This window comes from Parasalinivibrio latis (genome assembly GCF_036825535.1).
Classification (GTDB): Bacteria; Pseudomonadota; Gammaproteobacteria; order Enterobacterales; family Vibrionaceae; genus Parasalinivibrio; species Parasalinivibrio latis.
Genome location: NZ_CP098812.1, coordinates 2,877,837 through 2,896,860, shown reverse-complemented (window position 1 = coordinate 2,896,860; position 19,024 = coordinate 2,877,837). Strand labels below are relative to the sequence as shown.

Genomic DNA, 19,024 nt, shown 5'->3' with positions numbered 1-19,024 from the left:
TCCTTTTTAAGTTGGCTGAGTTTGGTTGTTCTTGTTTTCAGCGGGCTAGCTGACTATATGAAAATGACTGGATACTGAGATTGATTCACACATTTTTGCTAAATCTGCACCCAGCGTAGATTCATCCACATCGTCACTCAGTTCAACAGTCATCTGCAATTGGAGCTGCACAGCGCCGGTGCCCTCAGGTTCGGAGCGCGCACTCAGAGAGGAGATATTGAGATCCCTTTGTGCAAAAAAGCGGGTGAAGTTATCGATAAGACCGGGTTTGTCGGGCCCAGATGCTGAAATCTCTGCCCAGCGCCTGATGTTTTTTTCCTGCTGCTGCCCGATGGTGCGTTTTATCATAGTCAGCAAGTCGTGTTCGGCTCCCAGTAGGGGAAGGGAGACCTCAACCCTGGCAATGGAGTTATGGCTGCCGGACAGCATCATAAGCAGGGTAAACTCACTGCCGAATATCGCCAGACGGCTGTCTTCGATGTTACACCCACACTCGGTAATCAACTGTGTGATTTTGCTTAATATGCCCGGGCGGTTTCTGCCCAGGGCAGTGAGGACAAGATACTGATCCATGTTTACTCTGCACGAAAACTTTCTTTCGATGTTAGCACGCGCACCTTTGCCTGAGAACCGCAAAAAAAGAGCGAATTAGGGGGTGCCATGGCGTTGCTATTGCTTGTTTTTAATCAGGCGCAAAAGTACCATGACAGTCTAGAAGAAAAGCGGAGAATGACATGTTTTCAGGTAGCATTACGGCGCTGATAACGCCCATGGACGAACACGGCAGTATCGATTACAACGGTTTAAAAAAACTGGTTGAATATCATGTGGAAGCAGGGACTGATGCGATTGTGGCGGTAGGTACTACCGGAGAGTCAGCAACTGTTACCGTTGAAGAGCACGTTAATATTGTCCTGAAAACCCTCGAATTCTCAGACGGTCGTATTCCTGTTATTGCTGGTGCGGGTGCAAATGCAACCCATGAAGCCGTTGCTTTTGCCAAAATGTTTACCGATACCGGTGTTGCAGGCTGCCTTAGCGTTACGCCTTATTACAACAAACCTACCCAGGAAGGGCTTTTTCAACACTTTAAAGCTATTTCTGAGTCTACAGACCTGCCTCAGATTCTTTATAACGTACCTGGCCGTACTGCTGTTGACCTGCTGCCAGAGACGGTTGCCCGTCTGGCAGAGTTTAACAATATCGTTGGTATTAAGGATGCAACCGGTGATGTGTCCCGTGTTGGAAAAACACGTGAACTTTGTGGCGACAAGTTCGTCCAACTGAGCGGCGATGATTTTACTGGCTTGGATTTTGTTGAGGCTGGTGGTCACGGCGTTATCTCTGTGACAAACAATATTGCTGCTGCCGAAATGGCAAAAATGATGAAGCTGGCGCTTTCCGGTCAGTTTGAAGAGGCACGCATCATTAATAACCGACTGATGCCCCTGCATAAGAAGCTGTTTGTTGAAGCGAACCCGATTCCAGTAAAATGGGCCGCTCGTGAGCTTGGCCTTATTGACTGTGGTGTGATGCGATTGCCGATGACTGAACTGAGTGAACCTGAGCGTCCGGTTGTCCTGCAAGCACTGAAAGAATCAGGTTTGCTCTAAGATTTCGAAAACAGGACTTTCAATGAAGTTATCCTACAGGCTGGGTCTCTGCGCCATTGTTGTTGCGGCCCTGTCAGCTTGTTCCGGCGGCGCTTCGCAGCGCCGTCAGGCTCAAAATGATTTTGATTATCTGGAAACACCCGGACTTGAGGCTTGGCATACCTTGCCAGGGCAGGAGTTTGTTGTTAACCGCGCATACGAAATCCCTGACGTGAATGCCACCGGTGCAGTTGGAAGCGGTGTAGATATCCGACCTCCCCAACAGGTTTTGGCACTGATTCCCGGCGCACGGGCAGATGTTGATGAGCGCGGTGTGACGCTTTGGCTTGCACAGCCAGGCCAGATGGATACCTTGTGGCCTATTGTTTCAAAAGTACTTAAAGACGACAGCGTGTCAGTTGAAGCAGTAGATAACAACGAGTTGGATACTGGCTGGTACGTTTGGTCAAACGAGGATGATGACTCAATCGCAGCCAAGTACCGGATCACTCGGCTTGACCGCGGTGAACTGAAAGGCTTGCGTGTTGCAATGACCGGCTGGCGTGAAGGTAACAGCCAGAGCGATCCCCAGGCAATTTATAGAGACCGCTACACGGCGTTGATGACAAACCTCATCACTGCCGGGTATGACGACCAGATGCGGGAAAATGCCCGTCTGGAGGCACTTAAACTGGTTAAGCAGATCCCAATCAGCATGGGTAAAGACCGTGGCGGCCTGCCTGTAATCATTGCCCGTGCTCCGTATGAAGTTTTCTGGGAGCGATTGCCTGATGTATTGGGCCAGTTGGGCTTCACAGTAGAGGATCGCAACCGCTCGCAAGGTACGGTTGAAGTGAAATACAGCCGTCCGGATGATGAAGTTTGGGAAAAACTGGGTATTCAGCCGCTGGATATGGGCGGCAAGAAATTTACCCTGCAATTGGGTGACCTGACCAACAGAACATCGGTCAGTGTCGCGGATTCTGATGGGAAGCCGTTACCGGAAGAGACGCTGAGCGCGGTAAGCCGGGCACTTGCGGCCGCCATTGAAGTTAGCCAGTCACCACAAAGTTGATTTGCCAGAGAGGACGCCGCCAGGTGTCCTCTCTTTGTATGTGAGTTAGTTTGGATGTGTTTGTGGGTCACGGATGTGACTTCCCTTAAACGGAGAATAAGGTGAATGGAAAAGCGAGCTGAGTTGTATCGTGGAAAAGCTAAGTCAGTATTTGCGACTGACGATGAACAGCGCTTTGTGCTGGAATTCCGCAATGATACGTCTGCGTTTGATGGCCAGAAGGTAGAGCAACTGGATCGTAAAGGTGAGGTAAACAATAAGTTTAACCACTTTATTATGACCAAGCTTGAAGAGGCCGGCATACCGACTCAGATGGACCGTCTGTTGTCCGATACTGAAGCGCTGGTGAAAAAGCTGGAGATGATTCCGGTTGAGTGTGTAATTCGCAACGTTGCTGCCGGCTCTCTTTGCCGCCGCCTGGGTATTGAGGAAGGCACCGAGCTGACCCCGCCTACTTTTGAGTTGTTCCTGAAAAACGATGCGCTGCATGACCCAATGGTAAATGAGTCACTGTGTGAATCTCTGGGGTTTGCCAAAGCCGAGCACCTTGCGCGCATGAAAGAGCTGACCTTCAAAGTAAACGATGTGCTTAAAGGGCTGTTTGATCAAGGTGGTATGATCCTGGTTGATTACAAGCTTGAGTTTGGCCTCTATGAAGGTGAGATTGTCCTCGGTGACGAATTCAGTCCCGATGGCTGCCGTCTGTGGGACAAGGAAACCCGTAAGAAGCTGGATAAGGACCGGTTCCGCCAGGGGCTCGGTGGCGTTGTTGAAGCTTATATTGAAGTGGCTGATCGTATCGGTCTTAAGCTGTAATTTTTTAACTCTTTATAGCAAACGATTGCGTCGTTTGGCCGGTTAAAAAATCTACGTACATAAAATATCAAGGCAGCGATTTTTTATCGCTGCCTTTTTGTTTTTCATACCGTCAGATAAACCCGGAAGGTTCGTCGTCATCGTCATCGTAACCAGACTTTTTCTTGCTTGTTGCCGGTGGTCTTTCTTTGCTGGCAAAGGCATCTTCGGGCTTTTTCTTCTTCATCCCGAACTTGGCGTTGGCTGTATATTTCACTGCCATAATGTTGCTGATCACCACAGCCAGCACAATGGCAATAATTACCCAGGGGTTGGTTAAAAACTCCATATTTGCTTCCTTTCCAGCGGAGGAGGATGCTCACAAGTATACCTGCAGTACGAGTAATTTCTCTTATAAACGGCAGTGTAGATGGCTTATATGTGCGCATATGCTTAGGAGCAATAAAAAGCCGGGTATGTAGACCCGGCTTGGTTCCTGGTAAAGGAAATACTTAAACCAGCGTTTTTTCGAGTGCCTTTTGGTACATGTCAGCCAGAATTTCGAGGTCAGCAACACGGACGCATTCATTGACCTTGTGGATAGTGGCATTAACCGGGCCGAGTTCCACAACCTGCCCCCCCATTTTGGCAATAAAGCGGCCGTCAGAAGTACCGCCTGTCGTTAACAGATCCGGTTTCTGATGTGTGGTTTCCTCTATAGCTTCAACAACTGCATCGACAAGGGTGCCAGCATCTGTCAGGAATGGCTGCCCGCTGAGTGTCCACTTTAGCTCGTACTCCAGGCCGTGCGCATCCAGTACGGAATGAACCCGGCGCTTCAGATCTTCATCAGTCGACTCTGTACTGAACCGGAAATTGAACTGGATATGACACTCCCCGGGGATCACGTTGGAAGCGCCAGTGCCACCGTTTATATTGGCGATTTGGAAACTTGTCGGAGGGAAGAAGTCGTTACCGTTGTCCCAGGTTACAGCGCATAGCTCTGCCAGCGCCGGCATTGCCTGGTGAACAGGGTTTCTTGCAAGGTGCGGGTACGCAACATGCCCTTGAATCCCCTTGACTGTCAGATCCCCAGTGATAGATCCTCTGCGGCCATTTTTTACCACATCTCCGACAGTGTGGGTGCTGGACGGTTCACCGACGATACACATATCGATAAGCTCATTTCTAGCCATCAAAGTGTCAACAACCCGGGTGGTACCGTTAATGAATGGGCCTTCCTCGTCAGAAGTTATCAAAAAGCCAATGGAACCTTTGTGATCCGGATTGGTATCGATAAAGCGTTCAACCGCGACGACCATGGCAGCAAGGGAGCCTTTCATATCTGCTGCGCCGCGTCCGTGAAGGTGGCCGTCGATTACGGTAGGCTCAAAAGGTGGGGTATGCCATTGCCCCAATGGGCCAGCCGGGACTACATCGGTATGCCCGGCAAAAGCAAAGAGAGGGCCATCAGTTCCACGTCGAGCCCAGAAGTTGGTAGTATCCTCAAATACCATCCACTCTATGTTAAAACCCAGTTTTTCCAGCCGTTCACACATCAGTGTCTGGCAGCCTGCATCTTCCGGTGTCACAGATTCACGGCCAATCAGGTCCTTGGCTAATGACAATACAGCACTTTCTGTCATGGAGCGTCCTTTCGGTAGTTCTTATGCAAAGATGTCGGCATATTGTGCCGGTTTAAAACCAAGGTGATACTGGTTAGCTGTAACCAGTATCGGGCGTTTAATCATAGCCGGAAATTCAAGCAGCAGTGCTTTGGCACTCTCTTCATTCAGCGTATTTTTTTGTTCTTCGCTGAGCTGGCGATACGTGGTTCCACGCTTATTTACCAGTGCTTCCCAACCTAATTCTGCGACAAAGGTATTAATCAATTCTGCAGAGAGACCATCAGCCCGGTAATCATGAAAGGTATAAGTAACACCGTTGTCTTCGAGCCATTTACGGGCTTTTTTGATGGTGTCGCAATTTTTTATGCCGTAAACCGTCGCCATCACGTTTCCTTTCTTCTTCCTTCAATGTCAAGGCGATAAGAGTGACATTGCATGGGGGCGAAAGCAAGTTACTGCGTTAGTACCAATTCATATATACCGTGCCCTGTGATACTGATGCGCGGGATGTGAATTGTAGTGGGGCTGCGATGAATCCGGCTTCGTGTTGGAGTACGAATTGGGTCTCATAATGGAGAAACTTGTATTATAATTAGTAAAAACTAAATTAGATTTGACTTGATATAGTTAAATTAGAATAATCTAATAGTGCTTTGGAGTTGATGATGAAAGCGTTATATGAACAAGCGCAGGACGCTGCGAATGCATTACGTGTCCTGGCTCACCCCGATCGCCTGATGGTTTTGTGCCAACTGTGTGAAAGCGAAGCATCGGTTTCTCAACTGTTGGAAAGCAGCAGGCTTAGCCAATCTGCGTTTTCACAGCACCTTCAGGTGTTGCGGGCTGCAGGGATGGTGGAAACACGAAAGGAAGCCCAAACGGTCTTCTACCGTGTAGACAACAAAAAAGTCAGAGCCCTGATGGCTGCTATACAGGGGGCTTGGTGTGAGGAATTTAGGGCAGATATAAAAAATGAATGAGTACATTTCAGCTTTGTTTGGCGGAGCGATGGTAGGGGGCGCAGCGGCCCTTTTGCTTTTTGTTAATGGTCGCATTGCCGGTATAAGCGGTATAGCAGCAGGAATTATGAAAACGGTGCAGCAGGACGTGTTGTGGCGAGTGCTGTTTATACTGGGGATGATGTCCGCCGGATTTGTCTTTCAGGACAGAATCGGTGCATTAACCGGGCATTTTTCACCATCATTTTGGATACTTGTTATTGCAGGCCTGTTGGTAGGGCTTGGGGCGAGTTTAGCTAATGGCTGTACAAGTGGTCACGGTATCTGTGGAATTGGCCGTTTTTCAGTTCGCTCTCTGGTTGCGACTGTTACCTTTATGTTCACTGCCGGTGTAACGGTGTTTTTTCTCCGTCATGGAGGGCTTTTCTTATGATCTCCTCTCATAAAAACAATGCCTTAACCCTAACTTCTGCATTATGTTGTGGCTTTTTGTTTGGTACAGGGATGGTTTTCTCCGGAATGGTTGACCCAGGCAAAGTGCAGGGATTCCTCGATGTTACCGGTAAGTGGGACCCGTCTCTGGCGTTTGTCATGGTTGGCGCCATCGGCGTATTTGCGCCAGTGTACCATTTGGTTATTCGCCGTCGGAGTTGTGCACTAAATGGATTCCATATTGCTCAACCGGGTCATAGACAGATAACCCTAAAACTGGTCGGGGGGGCGGCATTATTTGGTATTGGCTGGGGACTTGCGGGGATCTGTCCAGGTCCGGCTTTGACCGCTTTGGGTTCTGGTTTAGTCCAACCATTAATTTTTGTTGTTGGTCTGATGGCGGGGCTTTATGGTGGAGGCTTGATAACAAAACAGTCTAAACAGGCTGCAGCAAACCATACTCCCTCTTAATTTGGCTCGAACAACGGGTTGTATAACCCATTAAAATTGTTGCATATGTCTCTTTTTGGGCAACTCGTCAGGTGGGATTGGTCTGACGTTTGATCAAGCGCAACATTTCCCCCAGAGCAGAGCCAATAATGGAATTTATTCCAGTATTAATGGGGGTATCAATGGAACTGAATCCAGTTTTTGCACGTCGTCTTTATCTCGCCTATCTGGTCCAGGATATAGAACGTCCAAACGTACCACGTTTGGTCGAGGTGACCGGGTGGCCTCGCCGTACAATCCAGGACGTGATCAAATCTTTACCTGGTTTAGGCATCCAGTTGAGCTTTGTCCAGGATGGCCGCCGCCACAACGACGGTTACTATAAGGTCGAAAGCTGGGGGCCGTTTAAGCTTGATTGGGTACTTTCACGGCGCGAAGACCTGTCCAAGTCAGTAAAGTAATCACTCTGTTATCCCGGCTTCTCTCAGAGCGGTTCGCAGTGTTTCTGCACGCTTGCGGTTTACACCAAAATCGGAGTAACCGACTCGGGACTCAGAACGCACCACAAGGTTACCGTTATCGATTTTCAGCTCAAGGTCATCCACGAAACGCATGATTTTGCTGACGCATTCAATTCTCAGGTAACCTTCACTTTCTTCAGCCAGGCGGGCACCTGGAAGACGAAGGGCAATTTCTTTAATTGCATTTATATCATTAGTTTTCAGCCGAAAAGGGGAAAGTGAGAACTGCTCCCTGCTTTCAATGGTAGAGACGCAATTGGGTTTGTCGCTGCAAAGCTGATTGATTTTCATCCTTTCCATATCCTCTCCTGATGAACATCCTGTTACTGTGAGTACAGCCAGACATAATGTTTGGCATCTTATGACATCCCTGACAGCCATGTTTTCTCCCTACTTGAACAGGATGAATACCGCAACGAACACCGCCCAACTGATTGCCAGTAAAACCCAAGGCAAGATGCTGCTATTGTTTTGTAATGTGACTTCATGTTCGATTGTATCTGCTGTCTCTTCACCTGAAGCGCGCTTATCCCTTATTTGTTTTTTACGCAGTTTGTCTTTTTCCCGTGCTTTTACCTTTTGTTGTTTTTTATACAGAGCGATTCCTTTTTCTATTCCCTGAGCTATCAGTTTGGTCTGCTCTTTGGTCTGTCCCGGTTTCTGCGTTGCTTTGGCGATTTTCATCGCTTCTTGCTGGGTTTCGGGGGAGATTGTGTCTTTATTCATGTTAATTTGTTATGTCATGGTTTTACGGCATTATACCCAGTGAACTGGGGGATTAAACAGCAAAGGAGCGCTCGATGATATTAACCACAACACCATCAGTCGAAGGTCGCCGGATTGTTCACTACCACGGTGTGGTAGTCGGTGAGGCTATTCTGGGAGCCAACGTATTTAAAGATCTGTTTGCAGCAGTGCGTGACATTGTTGGTGGCCGATCAGGTGCGTATGAGCAAGAGCTGTCGAGGGCACGGGAGATTGCCTTTGAAGAGCTCGAGCAGCGAGCCCGTGCTTTGGGGGCCAATGCAGTTGTCGGAATCGATCTGGATTATGAAGTTGTTGGTGCCAACGGCGGCATGATGATGGTCAGCGTCAGTGGAACTGCGGTTAGTTTGGATTGATATTCAAATCAATGTCAGGCAAAGGCTAAATGATTCAATTTCGTGATGTTAGCTGTAAATTCTGAAATCTAATTGTGCGCTGAGGCGCACATTTCTTTCTAATCCCTTTATCAATAAAGACTTAAGTGCGAATTTGGACGTGTTCCCAATGCAGTCCATTGAGATTTGCTATTGAAATGACCCGTTCAAGGCTCCATAAGAAGAGCACTGATATTTTTAGAGTAATCACTGTGAACGAGTTAGATTTCAATAGACTGGACAAGCACGGCAACCTGAAGCCAACAGTTTGGTTTTGGTTGATGGTAGCATTCATGTCCCGGTCTTGGTTAGTGTTGTTGATGGCAGGTGTAAGCCGGAGTCACGGCTCACATATGTTAAACCTGCTTTACCCACATCAAGTGGCACTATATACCGGATTGGTTGTCGGTTTACCCGGACTGTTGCTTGCCTGGCTTGCGGGAGCCCGTCACTACAATAAATCATGGATAAATACATTGTGGCGGTCAGGGCAGTGGATTTTGTTCGCTGCATTAAGTGTAGATTTTGTACTGCAGATCTTAGCGTTGGAGGCTTACCACTGGACGTTTGAGTGGCCTCATGCGCTGGCTCTAGTTGCTACGTTCTGGTTCTTCATATACTTGTTGAGGAGCCGCACGCTTCGTCGAGTATTTGCAGATACAGGTTCAGACCCAGGAAAGTAAACAATGAATGACTGGAAAAAAGGCCTGGCACTATTTGGCATGATGCTCAGTCCCTTTGCCGTCGCAGACTGGCAGTTGGATGTGGCTTTTGCCCTTTCCCGTGATGGGCATACTCACGAAGCTTCTACCTCTGTCTCTCTTTTACCGGGAGAGGAGACAATATTGTTTTCCAATGACGGCTCCCAGTTGCCTGGGTTGCTTGGTAAAGCTGAACTCATTGAGTTTGATGGGGAACAGGTGAAAATTTGCCTTCAGTTTCAGGAGCAATGTAATGATGGAAGCTGGCGTACCATTGCTTCCCCGACATTCCGGACAGGCTTACATCAGCCAATGTCATTTGATGTCAACGATTCTGAGCTTCGAGAACACATGCACCTCAAGGTTGAAGTAACCTCGGTATAACCGCCCTTTTTTCCTGAAAAGAACCGCAGCACACGCTGCGGTTTTTTTGTATATCGTGTGTAATACGTGTTGGCTTTGTTGTGCTATATGATAAAAAGCAAAGAAACACGTTGGTTAACCACGTAGTATCACCTGAGACCAGGCCATTAACAGGAGAATAAGTATGGCAACGCCGCAGTCGGGCATCCTGCCTGAAGCTGGACCTTTTGCTCTCTATACCCTTTTTAAAGTGACCGGTGATAAAAGAGTAGTCTGCGAACACCTGAAAGCACTCCACTCATTGGTCGAAGAAGTTAACGCCTCACAACCGGGAGCTGACCTTTGCGCTGCCGTTTCATTCACACCATCTTTCTGGAAAGAAATCGGTGGTGAGATGCCATCAGATTTTGAGGTGTTTAAGCCACTTGGCTCGGGGAAAGTACAAGCACCTGCGACAGAAAGTGATTTTCTGGTTCATATCCACTCCCTCCGTCTTGATCTGAATTTCTATTTACTCCGCAAGTTTATGTCCGGTGTATCACGTGATGTTGAAGTATTGGATGAAACTTACGGATACCGCTATCTGGATTCCCGTGATATGACAGGTTTTGTTGACGGGACAGAGAACCCTAAAACAGATGAGGACCGCCGCAACATTGCTATTATCGCAGATGGCAAGTGTGCCGGTGGCAGCTTTGTTATGACGCAGCGATTTATTCATAAGCTGGCTGCATGGGAACGTCTGGGTGTTGAAAAACAGGAAAAGATCATTGGACGTACCAAGCCTGATTCAGTCGAACTTGAGGATGTGCCAGCAACATCTCATGTTGGTCGCGTTGATATTAAAGAAAATGGGAAAGGACTTAAGATTTTACGTCACAGCCTGCCATACGGCTCGGTAAGCGGTGACCATGGCCTGCTGTTTATTGCCTACTGCAATAATCAGCACAATTTCCGTGAAATGCTGGCGAGTATGTATGGGGAGCGTGATGGCAGTACAGATGCCATGTTGATGTTTACGGAGGCGGTGACTGGTGCTTATCTTTACGCACCGTCAATGGAGCAGCTATCCGCTATATAACGCGAACCGATAAAATGCAGATACAGAAAAGGGCTCCGAGGAGCCCTTTTCTTATCCGAGAAGAAAATTACTTCTTCACGCGGATTACAGGTGTTTCGCCAACAGTAACGGCACCAGACAGCTTTTGCAGCTCTTTGATTTCGTCCATGTTAGAGATAACAACTGGAGTCAGTGTTGACTTCGCTTTTTCTTCCAGCAGAGCCAGGTCGAATTCGATGATGGTGTCACCGGCCTTAACAGACTGACCTTCTTCAGCGATACGCTTGAAGCCTTCGCCTTTCAGTTCAACGGTATCGATACCGAAGTGAACAAACAGTTCTACACCGTCTTCTGACTCGATAGAGAAAGCGTGGTTGGTCTCGAAGATCTTACCGATAGTACCGTTTACAGGAGCAACCATTTTGTTGCCCGCTGGTTTGATAGCGATACCGTCACCAACGATCTTCTCTGCGAAAACAACATCAGGCACGTCTTCGATGTTTACGATTTCGCCTGACAGAGGGGCGATAATGTCAATCGCGCCAGCGTCGTTGCTGTCGTCAGAAACCAGTTTCTTCAGTTTGTCAAACAGACCCATATTGATGCTCCTAAGCGTATTTAGTCATCTGCCACAAATAGTAGCATTAGCAGATGGTCTTTTCTGCGATGAATTTATCTACAAGTGCTTCGATTTCAGCTGCGGTTGGCAGTTCCAATGCTTCTTCAGCCATCGCCTTCACATCTGCAAAGTTAGCGTTGCGGATGATCTTCTTAATGCGAGGAATCGAGATGCCACTCATACTGAATTCATCAAGGCCCATACCCAACAGCAGTAATGTTGCGCGCTCATCACCCGCAAGCTCACCACACATACCAGTCCATTTACCTTCTTTATGCGATGCGTCAATTACCTGCTTGATAACAGACAGCACGGCAGGAGAAAGCGGATTGTACAGGTGTGAGATCAGCTCATTACCACGGTCAACTGCAAGAGTATACTGGGTCAGGTCGTTTGTACCAATGCTAAAGAAGCTAACTTCTTTTGCCAGGTGGTGGGCAATCGCTGCAGCTGCAGGTGTTTCCACCATTACACCGATTTCCAGACTCTCATCAAAGGCAATATCTTCTGCACGCAGCTCAGCTTTGTACTCTTCGATAGCCTTCTTCAGTTCACGGATTTCTTCAACCGAGATGATCATTGGGAACATCACGCGAAGTTTACCGTGCGCAGAAGCTCGCAGGATCGCACGCAGCTGGTCTCGAAGGATTTCGCGACGATCAAGGCTGATACGGACTGCACGCCAACCCAGGAATGGGTTCATTTCTTTTGGCAGATCCATGTAAGGCAGGTCTTTGTCACCGCCGATATCCATGGTACGGATGATGATCGGCAAACCGTTCATCGCTTCTGCAACTTCTTTGTATGCCTGATACTGCTCTTCTTCAGTTGGCAGGGCACTGCGGTCCATAAACAGGAACTCAGTACGGTACAGGCCAACACCTTCACCGCCGTTACGGTTGATGCCGTCACAGTCTTTTACGGTGCCGATGTTACCCACAACTTCTACCTGGTGGCCGTCCAGAGTGATAGCAGGCAGGTCTTTCAGCTTTGCCAGCTCTTCTTTCTCAGACTGGTAGTCGTCACGGATTTTCTTGAATTTCGCGAGCTCTTCGTCGCTTGGGTTGATGACGATCTGGTTGTTGATCGCATCCAGTACCAGCATGTCACCGTTGTGAACGCGCTTGGTAATGTCGTTTGTACCTACGATAGCTGGCAGTTCCAGTGAACGAGCCATGATCGAGGTATGTGAAGTACGACCGCCAATATCAGTGATAAAGCCCAGTACGTAGTTCAGGTTGATTTGTGCAGTTTCAGAAGGAGTCAGGTCGTTAGCAACCAGAATCACTTCTTCGTTGATGTCGGACAGAGACACCATGTTGATGCCCAGCGCGTTTTTAACAAAACGCATACCGATATCACGCACGTCAGTCGCACGCTCTTTCAGGTATTCGTCATCAAGAGACTCCAGCGTTGAAGCTTGCTCTTCGATAACGGCATAGATCGCGTGATCAGCTGATGCATTGTTGTCTTTGATGAAAGCTATGATTTCTTCTTCCAGCTCTTCATCTTCAAGTAGCATGATGTGGCCTTCAAAGATGGCCTCTTTTTCTTCACCGAAGGTCTCAAGCGCTTTTTGCTTGATTACTTCCAGCTGCTCCTTAGCCTTTTCCCTTGCGTCGAGCATGCGCTGGATTTCGTTTTCCAGCTGATCGGCAGGGACCTGTCCCTTGTTGATGACGACTTCTTCTTCTTGAAGAAGTAGCGCTTTACCAAAAGCGATACCAGGTGATGCCAGGATGCCTGAAATCATAGCGTTACCTTACGTTGTTCAAAACAGAAAGCGAAATGATGAAAAAAAGAGCTGGATTATTCCAGCTCGTCCATCAGTTTAACCAGGTGCTCAACAGCTGCTTGAGCCTGTGCGCCTTCTGCAGAAATGGTCACGTTGGTGCCTTTGGTCAGGCCCAGAGTTTGCAGCTTGAACAGGCTCTTAGCGCTTGCGCTCTTGCCGTTTGAAGTCACAGTGATGTCAGCGTCGAAGCCTTTAGCTTCTTTAACAAACTGAGCCGCTGGACGAGTGTGCAGACCGTTTTCTGCAGTAATTACTACGTCTTTCTGAAACATTATTCACCCCGATAGATCTAATTTTTTAAATTTATGTATTAAATCCCTAGTTAGCTTAAACCGAACAACCATGATTTGCTATTCGATGGTAGTAAACTAACCAAGTTATCGGCACCGATGCTTAATCCAAGTCAAATTTCTGTGACATTTTCTAAACACATCCCATCTGACTCAGGGACAAAACACTTTTTATTTCGGTGCCTAAAATAAACAGTCACCGTTTTTACTGGATGTAGCAGGAAAAATCAAACAAAAAAGCCCCAGAAGGGGCTTTTATGTCATTTGTATGATGAGGTGTTTTTTCGCAACTCTCTGTTATTGCGTGAGTTCTTTCTCGGTGAACAGATCGGCAAACAGAGGGGAGCTCAGGTAGCGTTCGCTTGAGCTCGGCAGAATGACAACAATATTTTTATCAGTAAACTCAGGGAGTTCGGCAACTTTATTCGCTGCAACAACTGCTGCACCGGAAGAGATGCCCGCCAGAATACCTTCTTCTTCCATCAGGCGACGCGCCATTGCCATGGCTTCTTCTGAAGAAACCTGCACTACACGGTCAACAAGAGTGAGATCTAAGTTTTTAGGAACAAAGCCTGCACCAATACCCTGGATTTTGTGAGGGGCGGGTTGCACTTCTGCACCTTCAACCGTCTGGCTGATAACAGGAGATTCTGAAGGCTCGACTGCCACAGTCGTGATTGCCTTGCCCTTGGTTCCCTTAATATAGCGGCTCACACCGGTAAGGGTTCCACCTGTACCAACACCGGCGATAAATACATCGATTTCACCATCGGTATCTTCCCAGATCTCTGGGCCGGTGGTTTTTTCGTGGATTTCTGGGTTTGCCGGGTTATCAAACTGTTGAAGCATCAGGTATTTTGAAGGATCGGAAGCCACAATTTCTTCGGCTTTTGCAATTGCCCCTTTCATACCTTTTGGCGCTTCTGTCAGAACCAGGTTTGCACCGAGTGCTTTTAATAGCTTACGACGCTCAAGGCTCATGGACTCAGGCATGGTAAGTGTTAATTTGTAGCCACGGGCTGCTGCGACATAAGCCAGTGCAATACCCGTGTTACCACTGGTTGGCTCAACCAGTTCAACACCTGCTTTCAGTTTGCCAGATTTCTCAGCATCCCAAATCATGTTGGCACCGATACGGCACTTTACGCTGAAGCTTGGGTTACGCGCTTCGATTTTAGCCAGAACTTTTCCGTTGGATACGCGGTTAAGGCGAACCAGGGGAGTGTTACCGATTGTCAGTGTGTTATCTTCAAAAATCTTTGCCATCTTAACGTTCCTTCGTCACGCCATAAATGTATGTCACGATTAAGCTTATACCTATCCTAGACTACACCTAAGGAACCGTTGGTTATAAGTTATTGTCATTAATGGTTGTTTACATTTAAGGCTGAGACCAGTTTGTCAGGGCGTAACTCTTTAATATCGCCCGAAATTACCCTTATAACGTTCTACCCACATTAGCGTTGCACCGCATACGGCTGCCGGCATCACTATCAGGTTAAGCACTGGCGTCATTGTTAGCAGGGTTACAAGTGCGCCGAAGCCGAAGGTCACGCCTTTTTCCTCTTTGAGAGCCCCTTTCATGGTGGCAAAAGGTACCCTGTGGTTATCAAAGGCATAATCACAATATTGAACCGACATCATCCAGGCGGTAAACAGGAACCACAATACCGGTCCAAGTGTTTGCCCTATCGCAGGGATAAAGAAAAGAATCAGCAATCCAATAGCTTTGGGAAGGTAGTACCATAGCTTTTGCCATTCACGTTTCATCACACGTGGAAGGTCTTTGACAATGTCCAACACGCCATCATCCGGAGGGCGGGTGTTTGTCAACCTGGCTTCCAGATGTTCAGCAAGCAATCCGTTAAACGGCGCGGCTATCCAGTTTGCAATGGTAGAGAAAAAGTAAGTGCAGACGACAAGCAACCCAAGTGCTATCAAAACCCACAGCGGATAGCTCAACCAGTCAAGCCAGGTCGGCAGTTGCGCCAGTTGTCCATCCACCCACTCCCCAATCCGGGTAAGAGCAAAATAAAAAGTCACACCAAGCAGCAGTATATTGATTATTAAAGGAATAATCACAAACCGCCGGATGCCGGGTGTAAAAATCAGTGAAAAGCCCCGACTGAAATAGTGCAGCCCGGAACCGGTCTGTTTAACCATGGAGTCTCCATTACGCTAAAGCACAGTTTTTCTGCATGGTAAAGGTATACCCAAGCTATGTCCAAACTGCGTGGTTTATCACCACATTGTTATATCGCTGTGATTTTTTGACTGGCTTAGCAAGAATAACTACAGGAACGCATTAATTTTTTTTCAACTTCTGGTACAGTAAGCCGAATAGTGTGGTGTCCGGTCATCTGTGCCATAAGGCTTGGACAGGCCCAGAAAGTTTGAATCACTGAACATCGAGAATACCCGATGCAGGAATTGCGCCTTGTACTGATCGTTGTCGGCGCGTTGGCAATTGCCGCGCTGCTGCTGCATGGCTTTATGACAAGCCGAAAAGAAAGAAGAACCAAGTTCAGCGAAAAGCCTTTGGGTAAACTGAAGGATAGTCGTGGCGTTGAGGATGGTTTTGATCAGGATGGTATCGGTGCAGTCCGCGTCGTAAACCAGCCTGAATCCAAATCTGGCCAGGAGCGGAAGGAACCAGGCATGGCGTTCGGTGAAAAACCGGACAGCGATCCGCTATTTGATATGCCAGGAACAATTCACGAAGACGATGATATTCCCTCTTTGAAGCTGGATCCGGAAGATATTCAGTCTCCGTCTCCCATGCAAAAAGAAGAACCCCGTAAAACTCCACCTGCTGAAACCGTGGAAACACTAACGGAAGATTCAGTTCAAACGTTCAGTGAAGGTGATTTGGCTTCAGAAGAAGTGTCAGCAGAAGAGCCTGAACCTGAGGTTGCGCCCGAGGAACCGAAAAGTGATGTCCTGGTGCTTCATGTTCATGCATCAAACGGCGAGGTTTTTTCCGGCATTGACTTGATTAACAGCTTTGAACAGCATGGCCTCCATTATGGAGAACTGGACATCTACCACCGCCATACTGATTTGGCTGGGACAGGTAAGGTACTGTTCAGCATCGCGAACATGGTCAAACCTGGCAACCTGATTATCAACGCTCCAGATAGTTATGAAACACCGGGTGTTTCGTTCTTTATGACGTTGCCGTGTTATGGAGAGCCGGATCAGAATTTCAAGCTGATGTTGCAAACTGCCCAGCAAATTGCTGATGAGCTCGGAGGTCTTGTGCTTGACGAGGGCAGGGCCATGCTGACACCACAGAAGATTGATGCTTACAAACAGCGAATCCGGGATTTCAGCGCTTAACCCAATACGAAATTAACGAGAAGGGCCTTCTGGCCCTTTTTCCGTTATGGGCTTTATCAGGTATGATAATGACCCTCACAACCTGACAGTAACTATGGCACAACCAAGCCGGTAACTAAGATGACAGCAAAAATCCAGAACAGACTTCAACAATTAAAAGATGAGCTGAATTATCACGGCTATCGTTACTACGTCGACGATGCGCCGGAAATTCCTGACGCTGAATATGACCGTTTGATGCAGGAGCTGCTGGCCATTGAAGCGGAGAACCCGGAATTGGTATCTCCGGATTCGCCAAGCCAGAGGGTAGGCGGGCAACCTCTTGCCGGTTTTGAGAGTGTGAAACATGAAATGCCGATGTTGTCGCTGGACAACGCTTTCAGTGATGAAGACATGTCTGCCTTTGAAAAGCGTATTGTTGACCGCCTGAAAGATGCCAGTGAGTTGGTTTATTGCTGTGAGCCAAAGCTGGATGGTCTTGCTGTCAGCCTTTTGTATGAAGATGGTGTGCTTATTCGCGCGGCGACTCGTGGCGATGGCTCGACCGGCGAGAATATCACCCACAATGCTCGCACTATCCGCAATATACCGCTGAAGCTTCGCGGAGAGGGTATTCCTTCTCGTATTGAAGTGCGTGGTGAAGTGTTTATGCCTAAGGCCGGTTTTGATGCACTGAATGAAAGGGCGCTGAAAAAAGGTGAGAAAACTTTTGCCAACCCCCGAAATGCAGCAGCGGGCAGCCTGCGGCAACTCGACCCCAAAATTGCCGCTGAACGTCCGCTACAGTTCTACGCATACGGTATCGGGGTTGTAGATACTACCTTGCCTGAGGGGCAATATGAGCGTCTGCAACAACTGAAAGAGTGGGGGCTGCCAGTAAGCCCGGAAATCCGGCAGGTGAAAGGCCTCACTGCATTGCTGGAGTACTACCGCGATATCCTCACACGAAGGGATGAATTGCCTTATGAGATTGATGGTGTTGTAAATAAGGTAAATGACATTAACCAGCAGGAGAAATTGGGCTTTGTTGCCCGGGCTCCACGTTGGGCTATTGCCTATAAATTCCCGGCACAGGAAGAAATCACTGTTTTGCAGGATGTCGAGTTCCAGGTTGGCCGTACTGGCGCAGTGACGCCTGTAGCCAAGCTTGATCCGGTATTTGTTGGAGGTGTGACCGTCAGCAATGCCACGCTCCATAACGGAGATGAAATTGCCCGTCTTGGGGTTCATATCGGTGACAGCGTGATTATTCGCCGTGCCGGTGATGTGATCCCCCAGATTGTTGGCGTTGTTGAAAGCCGTCGCCCACAAGGTGCAAGGGAGATTGTGTTTCCGGAGGCCTGCCCAGTTTGTGGCAGCCATGTGGAACGTGTAGAAGGTGAAGCGGTTGCCCGCTGTACTGGCGGTTTGATTTGCGGTGCCCAGCGCAAAGAAGCCATCAAGCACTTCGCTTCCCGTAAAGCACTGGATGTTGATGGACTGGGTGACAAAATCATCGAGCAGTTGGTTGATAAAGAGATGATTGCCACTCCTGCTGATCTTTTCTCACTGACAGCCGGACAGGTGACAGTTCTGGATCGCATGGGGCCAAAATCCGCCCAGAATGTGATTGATGCGCTGGCAAAATCAAAAGAAACCACGCTGCCACGCTTCCTTTATTCCCTCGGGATTCGCGAAGTCGGTGAAGCGACAGCAGCAAACCTGTCTAACTACTTCCGTACGCTGGACGCAATCATGGAAGCAGATGAAGAAGCACTTGTTGCTGTTCCTGACGTTGGCGGAGTTGTAGCCCGTCATATCATCGGTTTCTTTGCTGAAACGCATAACCAGGAAGTTATCAAACAGTTGCAGGAAAAAGGTGTTCACTGGCCGGAAATTGAAGAGCCTGACGTAGACAAACCTCAACCACTTGACGGTAAAGTAGTTGTCCTGACAGGAACCTTGTCACAAATGTCCCGTGGTGATGCAAAGGCGGCACTACAGGCGTTGGGGGCAAAAGTGACCGGCAGTGTATCCAAGAAAACAGATCTGGTTATTGCCGGGGAAGCTGCCGGTTCCAAGCTGACTAAAGCCCAGGAGTTGGGTATTGAAGTCCTGGATGAGGACGGAATGTTGGCATTGCTGGCTGGCAACTAAGCGTTAAATTACTCCAGAGCCGAAATTGTCATGCTCAGCATCAGGGATGAAGATTGTCCCGATTCATTTGAGTGATACAATTGTCGGCTCTTTTGTGTAGATATAATCATCTGCGATCAAAACTATTTGG

At 48.2% G+C, this 19,024-nt stretch carries 24 protein-coding genes; 13 read left to right on the top strand and 11 right to left on the bottom strand.

Annotation, left to right across the window (positions count from 1 at the left end):
- Positions 1-45: 45 nt before the first annotated feature.
- Positions 46-573 carry a glycine cleavage system protein R gene (locus tag NF212_RS13430; protein ID WP_434356428.1) on the bottom strand — a complete coding sequence of 176 codons (528 nt, stop codon included), beginning with the start codon at positions 571-573 and terminating at the stop codon, positions 46-48.
- Positions 574-734: 161 nt separating this feature from the next.
- On the opposite strand from NF212_RS13430, the gene dapA reads away from it, so the two are divergent.
- The 3 genes from dapA to purC all read left to right on the top strand — a co-directional run bounded on the left by dapA (position 735) and on the right by purC (position 3,483).
- A complete protein-coding gene (gene dapA, locus NF212_RS13425) occupies positions 735-1,613 on the top strand; it encodes a 4-hydroxy-tetrahydrodipicolinate synthase (RefSeq protein ID WP_434356426.1) in 879 nt (292 codons plus the stop codon).
- A 22-nt stretch (positions 1,614-1,635) separates the two neighbouring features.
- A complete protein-coding gene (gene bamC / locus NF212_RS13420) occupies positions 1,636-2,667 on the top strand; it encodes an outer membrane protein assembly factor BamC (protein ID WP_434356424.1) in 1,032 nt (343 codons plus the stop codon).
- A 105-nt stretch (positions 2,668-2,772) separates the two neighbouring features.
- Positions 2,773-3,483 (top strand): phosphoribosylaminoimidazolesuccinocarboxamide synthase, encoded by a 711-nt coding sequence (gene purC / locus NF212_RS13415; RefSeq protein ID WP_434356422.1) that lies wholly within the window; start codon positions 2,773-2,775, stop codon positions 3,481-3,483.
- A 112-nt stretch (positions 3,484-3,595) separates the two neighbouring features.
- On the opposite strand, the gene NF212_RS13410 is transcribed toward purC, so the two are convergent.
- The 3 genes from NF212_RS13410 to NF212_RS13400 form a co-directional block, all read right to left on the bottom strand.
- Positions 3,596-3,811 (bottom strand): DUF2897 family protein, encoded by a 216-nt coding sequence (locus NF212_RS13410; RefSeq protein ID WP_434356420.1) that lies wholly within the window; start codon positions 3,809-3,811, stop codon positions 3,596-3,598.
- Positions 3,812-3,974: 163 nt separating this feature from the next.
- Complete coding sequence (gene dapE / locus NF212_RS13405; protein WP_434356418.1) at positions 3,975-5,108, bottom strand: succinyl-diaminopimelate desuccinylase; 1,134 nt, start codon at positions 5,106-5,108, stop codon at positions 3,975-3,977.
- 21 nt (positions 5,109-5,129) lie between these two features.
- The gene (locus NF212_RS13400; protein ID WP_434356416.1) at positions 5,130-5,474 is read right to left on the bottom strand and encodes an ArsC family reductase; all 345 of its coding nucleotides are present in this window, start codon (positions 5,472-5,474) and stop codon (positions 5,130-5,132) included.
- 278 nt (positions 5,475-5,752) lie between these two features.
- Here NF212_RS13400 and NF212_RS13395 point away from each other — a divergent pair, with 278 nt between their 5' ends.
- The 4 genes from NF212_RS13395 to NF212_RS13380 all read left to right on the top strand — a co-directional run bounded on the left by NF212_RS13395 (position 5,753) and on the right by NF212_RS13380 (position 7,392).
- On the top strand, positions 5,753-6,070 hold the full coding sequence (locus NF212_RS13395) for an ArsR/SmtB family transcription factor (protein WP_434356414.1): 318 nt from the start codon (positions 5,753-5,755) through the stop codon (positions 6,068-6,070).
- Entirely contained in the window at positions 6,063-6,482 is a 420-nt protein-coding gene (locus tag NF212_RS13390; RefSeq protein ID WP_434356412.1) for a YeeE/YedE family protein, read from the top strand. The genes NF212_RS13395 and NF212_RS13390 overlap by 8 nt, the downstream gene beginning before the upstream one ends.
- Complete coding sequence (locus NF212_RS13385) at positions 6,479-6,952, top strand: DUF6691 family protein (protein ID WP_434356410.1); 474 nt, start codon at positions 6,479-6,481, stop codon at positions 6,950-6,952. The genes NF212_RS13390 and NF212_RS13385 overlap by 4 nt, the downstream gene beginning before the upstream one ends.
- A 161-nt stretch (positions 6,953-7,113) precedes the next feature.
- Positions 7,114-7,392 (top strand): winged helix-turn-helix domain-containing protein, encoded by a 279-nt coding sequence (locus NF212_RS13380; RefSeq protein WP_434356408.1) that lies wholly within the window; start codon positions 7,114-7,116, stop codon positions 7,390-7,392.
- On the opposite strand, the gene NF212_RS13375 is transcribed toward NF212_RS13380, so the two are convergent.
- Both NF212_RS13375 and NF212_RS13370 read right to left on the bottom strand, forming a co-directional pair.
- Positions 7,393-7,833 carry a DUF1499 domain-containing protein gene (locus tag NF212_RS13375; protein ID WP_434356406.1) on the bottom strand — a complete coding sequence of 147 codons (441 nt, stop codon included), beginning with the start codon at positions 7,831-7,833 and terminating at the stop codon, positions 7,393-7,395.
- 9 nt (positions 7,834-7,842) lie between these two features.
- The gene (locus NF212_RS13370) at positions 7,843-8,178 is read right to left on the bottom strand and encodes a DUF2956 domain-containing protein (protein WP_434356404.1); all 336 of its coding nucleotides are present in this window, start codon (positions 8,176-8,178) and stop codon (positions 7,843-7,845) included.
- A gap of 74 nt (positions 8,179-8,252) precedes the next feature.
- Between NF212_RS13370 and NF212_RS13365 the strand changes: the two genes are divergently transcribed.
- From NF212_RS13365 to NF212_RS13350, 4 genes are all read left to right on the top strand, one after another.
- The gene (locus tag NF212_RS13365; RefSeq protein WP_054672192.1) at positions 8,253-8,573 is read left to right on the top strand and encodes a heavy metal-binding domain-containing protein; all 321 of its coding nucleotides are present in this window, start codon (positions 8,253-8,255) and stop codon (positions 8,571-8,573) included.
- 230 nt (positions 8,574-8,803) lie between these two features.
- Positions 8,804-9,274, top strand: coding sequence for a DUF2919 domain-containing protein (locus tag NF212_RS13360; RefSeq protein WP_434356402.1), 471 nt, complete (start codon positions 8,804-8,806; stop codon positions 9,272-9,274).
- 3 nt (positions 9,275-9,277) lie between these two features.
- A complete protein-coding gene (locus NF212_RS13355; RefSeq protein WP_434356400.1) occupies positions 9,278-9,676 on the top strand; it encodes a hypothetical protein in 399 nt (132 codons plus the stop codon).
- A gap of 163 nt (positions 9,677-9,839) precedes the next feature.
- Positions 9,840-10,736, top strand: coding sequence for a Dyp-type peroxidase (locus NF212_RS13350; protein ID WP_434356398.1), 897 nt, complete (start codon positions 9,840-9,842; stop codon positions 10,734-10,736).
- Between the two features lie 67 nt (positions 10,737-10,803).
- Here NF212_RS13350 and crr read toward each other — a convergent pair whose 3' ends face one another.
- The 5 genes from crr to cysZ all read right to left on the bottom strand — a co-directional run bounded on the left by crr (position 10,804) and on the right by cysZ (position 15,582).
- Positions 10,804-11,313, bottom strand: coding sequence for a PTS glucose transporter subunit IIA (crr, locus tag NF212_RS13345; protein WP_054672186.1), 510 nt, complete (start codon positions 11,311-11,313; stop codon positions 10,804-10,806).
- 46 nt (positions 11,314-11,359) lie between these two features.
- Positions 11,360-13,087 carry a phosphoenolpyruvate-protein phosphotransferase PtsI gene (gene ptsI / locus NF212_RS13340; RefSeq protein ID WP_434356396.1) on the bottom strand — a complete coding sequence of 576 codons (1,728 nt, stop codon included), beginning with the start codon at positions 13,085-13,087 and terminating at the stop codon, positions 11,360-11,362.
- Positions 13,088-13,143: 56 nt separating this feature from the next.
- Entirely contained in the window at positions 13,144-13,401 is a 258-nt protein-coding gene (gene ptsH, locus NF212_RS13335) for a phosphocarrier protein Hpr (protein WP_434356394.1), read from the bottom strand.
- 315 nt (positions 13,402-13,716) lie between these two features.
- Positions 13,717-14,685: a cysteine synthase A gene (gene cysK, locus NF212_RS13330; protein ID WP_434356392.1), complete on the bottom strand. Its 969-nt coding sequence runs from the start codon at positions 14,683-14,685 to the stop codon at positions 13,717-13,719.
- Positions 14,686-14,835: 150 nt separating this feature from the next.
- On the bottom strand, positions 14,836-15,582 hold the full coding sequence (gene cysZ / locus NF212_RS13325; RefSeq protein WP_434356390.1) for a sulfate transporter CysZ: 747 nt from the start codon (positions 15,580-15,582) through the stop codon (positions 14,836-14,838).
- Positions 15,583-15,840: 258 nt separating this feature from the next.
- Here cysZ and zipA point away from each other — a divergent pair, with 258 nt between their 5' ends.
- Together zipA and ligA are read left to right on the top strand one after the other, a co-directional pair.
- Positions 15,841-16,758, top strand: coding sequence for a cell division protein ZipA (gene zipA, locus NF212_RS13320; RefSeq protein WP_434356388.1), 918 nt, complete (start codon positions 15,841-15,843; stop codon positions 16,756-16,758).
- A 120-nt stretch (positions 16,759-16,878) separates the two neighbouring features.
- On the top strand, positions 16,879-18,894 hold the full coding sequence (ligA, locus tag NF212_RS13315) for an NAD-dependent DNA ligase LigA (protein WP_434356386.1): 2,016 nt from the start codon (positions 16,879-16,881) through the stop codon (positions 18,892-18,894).
- Positions 18,895-19,024: the final 130 nt, after the last annotated feature.

What these genes read in the sequence shown, in the direction of transcription:
- purC (WP_434356422.1), top strand. Translation starts at nt 2,773, where the DNA reads ATGGAAAAGCGAGCTGAGTTGTATCGTGGAAAAGCTAAGTCAGTATTT.
- NF212_RS13350 (WP_434356398.1), top strand. Translation starts at nt 9,840, where the DNA reads ATGGCAACGCCGCAGTCGGGCATCCTGCCTGAAGCTGGACCTTTTGCT.
- NF212_RS13380 (WP_434356408.1), top strand. Translation starts at nt 7,114, where the DNA reads ATGGAACTGAATCCAGTTTTTGCACGTCGTCTTTATCTCGCCTATCTG.
- NF212_RS13365 (WP_054672192.1), top strand. Translation starts at nt 8,253, where the DNA reads ATGATATTAACCACAACACCATCAGTCGAAGGTCGCCGGATTGTTCAC.
- ptsH (WP_434356394.1), bottom strand. Translation starts at nt 13,401, where the DNA reads ATGTTTCAGAAAGACGTAGTAATTACTGCAGAAAACGGTCTGCACACT.
- zipA (WP_434356388.1), top strand. Translation starts at nt 15,841, where the DNA reads ATGCAGGAATTGCGCCTTGTACTGATCGTTGTCGGCGCGTTGGCAATT.
- ptsI (WP_434356396.1), bottom strand. Translation starts at nt 13,087, where the DNA reads ATGATTTCAGGCATCCTGGCATCACCTGGTATCGCTTTTGGTAAAGCG.
- cysZ (WP_434356390.1), bottom strand. Translation starts at nt 15,582, where the DNA reads ATGGTTAAACAGACCGGTTCCGGGCTGCACTATTTCAGTCGGGGCTTT.
- cysK (WP_434356392.1), bottom strand. Translation starts at nt 14,685, where the DNA reads ATGGCAAAGATTTTTGAAGATAACACACTGACAATCGGTAACACTCCC.
- NF212_RS13370 (WP_434356404.1), bottom strand. Translation starts at nt 8,178, where the DNA reads ATGAATAAAGACACAATCTCCCCCGAAACCCAGCAAGAAGCGATGAAA.
- NF212_RS13385 (WP_434356410.1), top strand. Translation starts at nt 6,479, where the DNA reads ATGATCTCCTCTCATAAAAACAATGCCTTAACCCTAACTTCTGCATTA.
- NF212_RS13410 (WP_434356420.1), bottom strand. Translation starts at nt 3,811, where the DNA reads ATGGAGTTTTTAACCAACCCCTGGGTAATTATTGCCATTGTGCTGGCT.
- NF212_RS13355 (WP_434356400.1), top strand. Translation starts at nt 9,278, where the DNA reads ATGAATGACTGGAAAAAAGGCCTGGCACTATTTGGCATGATGCTCAGT.
- NF212_RS13400 (WP_434356416.1), bottom strand. Translation starts at nt 5,474, where the DNA reads ATGGCGACGGTTTACGGCATAAAAAATTGCGACACCATCAAAAAAGCC.
- NF212_RS13395 (WP_434356414.1), top strand. Translation starts at nt 5,753, where the DNA reads ATGATGAAAGCGTTATATGAACAAGCGCAGGACGCTGCGAATGCATTA.
- bamC (WP_434356424.1), top strand. Translation starts at nt 1,636, where the DNA reads ATGAAGTTATCCTACAGGCTGGGTCTCTGCGCCATTGTTGTTGCGGCC.
- dapE (WP_434356418.1), bottom strand. Translation starts at nt 5,108, where the DNA reads ATGACAGAAAGTGCTGTATTGTCATTAGCCAAGGACCTGATTGGCCGT.
- dapA (WP_434356426.1), top strand. Translation starts at nt 735, where the DNA reads ATGTTTTCAGGTAGCATTACGGCGCTGATAACGCCCATGGACGAACAC.
- NF212_RS13390 (WP_434356412.1), top strand. Translation starts at nt 6,063, where the DNA reads ATGAATGAGTACATTTCAGCTTTGTTTGGCGGAGCGATGGTAGGGGGC.
- ligA (WP_434356386.1), top strand. Translation starts at nt 16,879, where the DNA reads ATGACAGCAAAAATCCAGAACAGACTTCAACAATTAAAAGATGAGCTG.
- crr (WP_054672186.1), bottom strand. Translation starts at nt 11,313, where the DNA reads ATGGGTCTGTTTGACAAACTGAAGAAACTGGTTTCTGACGACAGCAAC.
- NF212_RS13430 (WP_434356428.1), bottom strand. Translation starts at nt 573, where the DNA reads ATGGATCAGTATCTTGTCCTCACTGCCCTGGGCAGAAACCGCCCGGGC.
- NF212_RS13375 (WP_434356406.1), bottom strand. Translation starts at nt 7,833, where the DNA reads ATGGCTGTCAGGGATGTCATAAGATGCCAAACATTATGTCTGGCTGTA.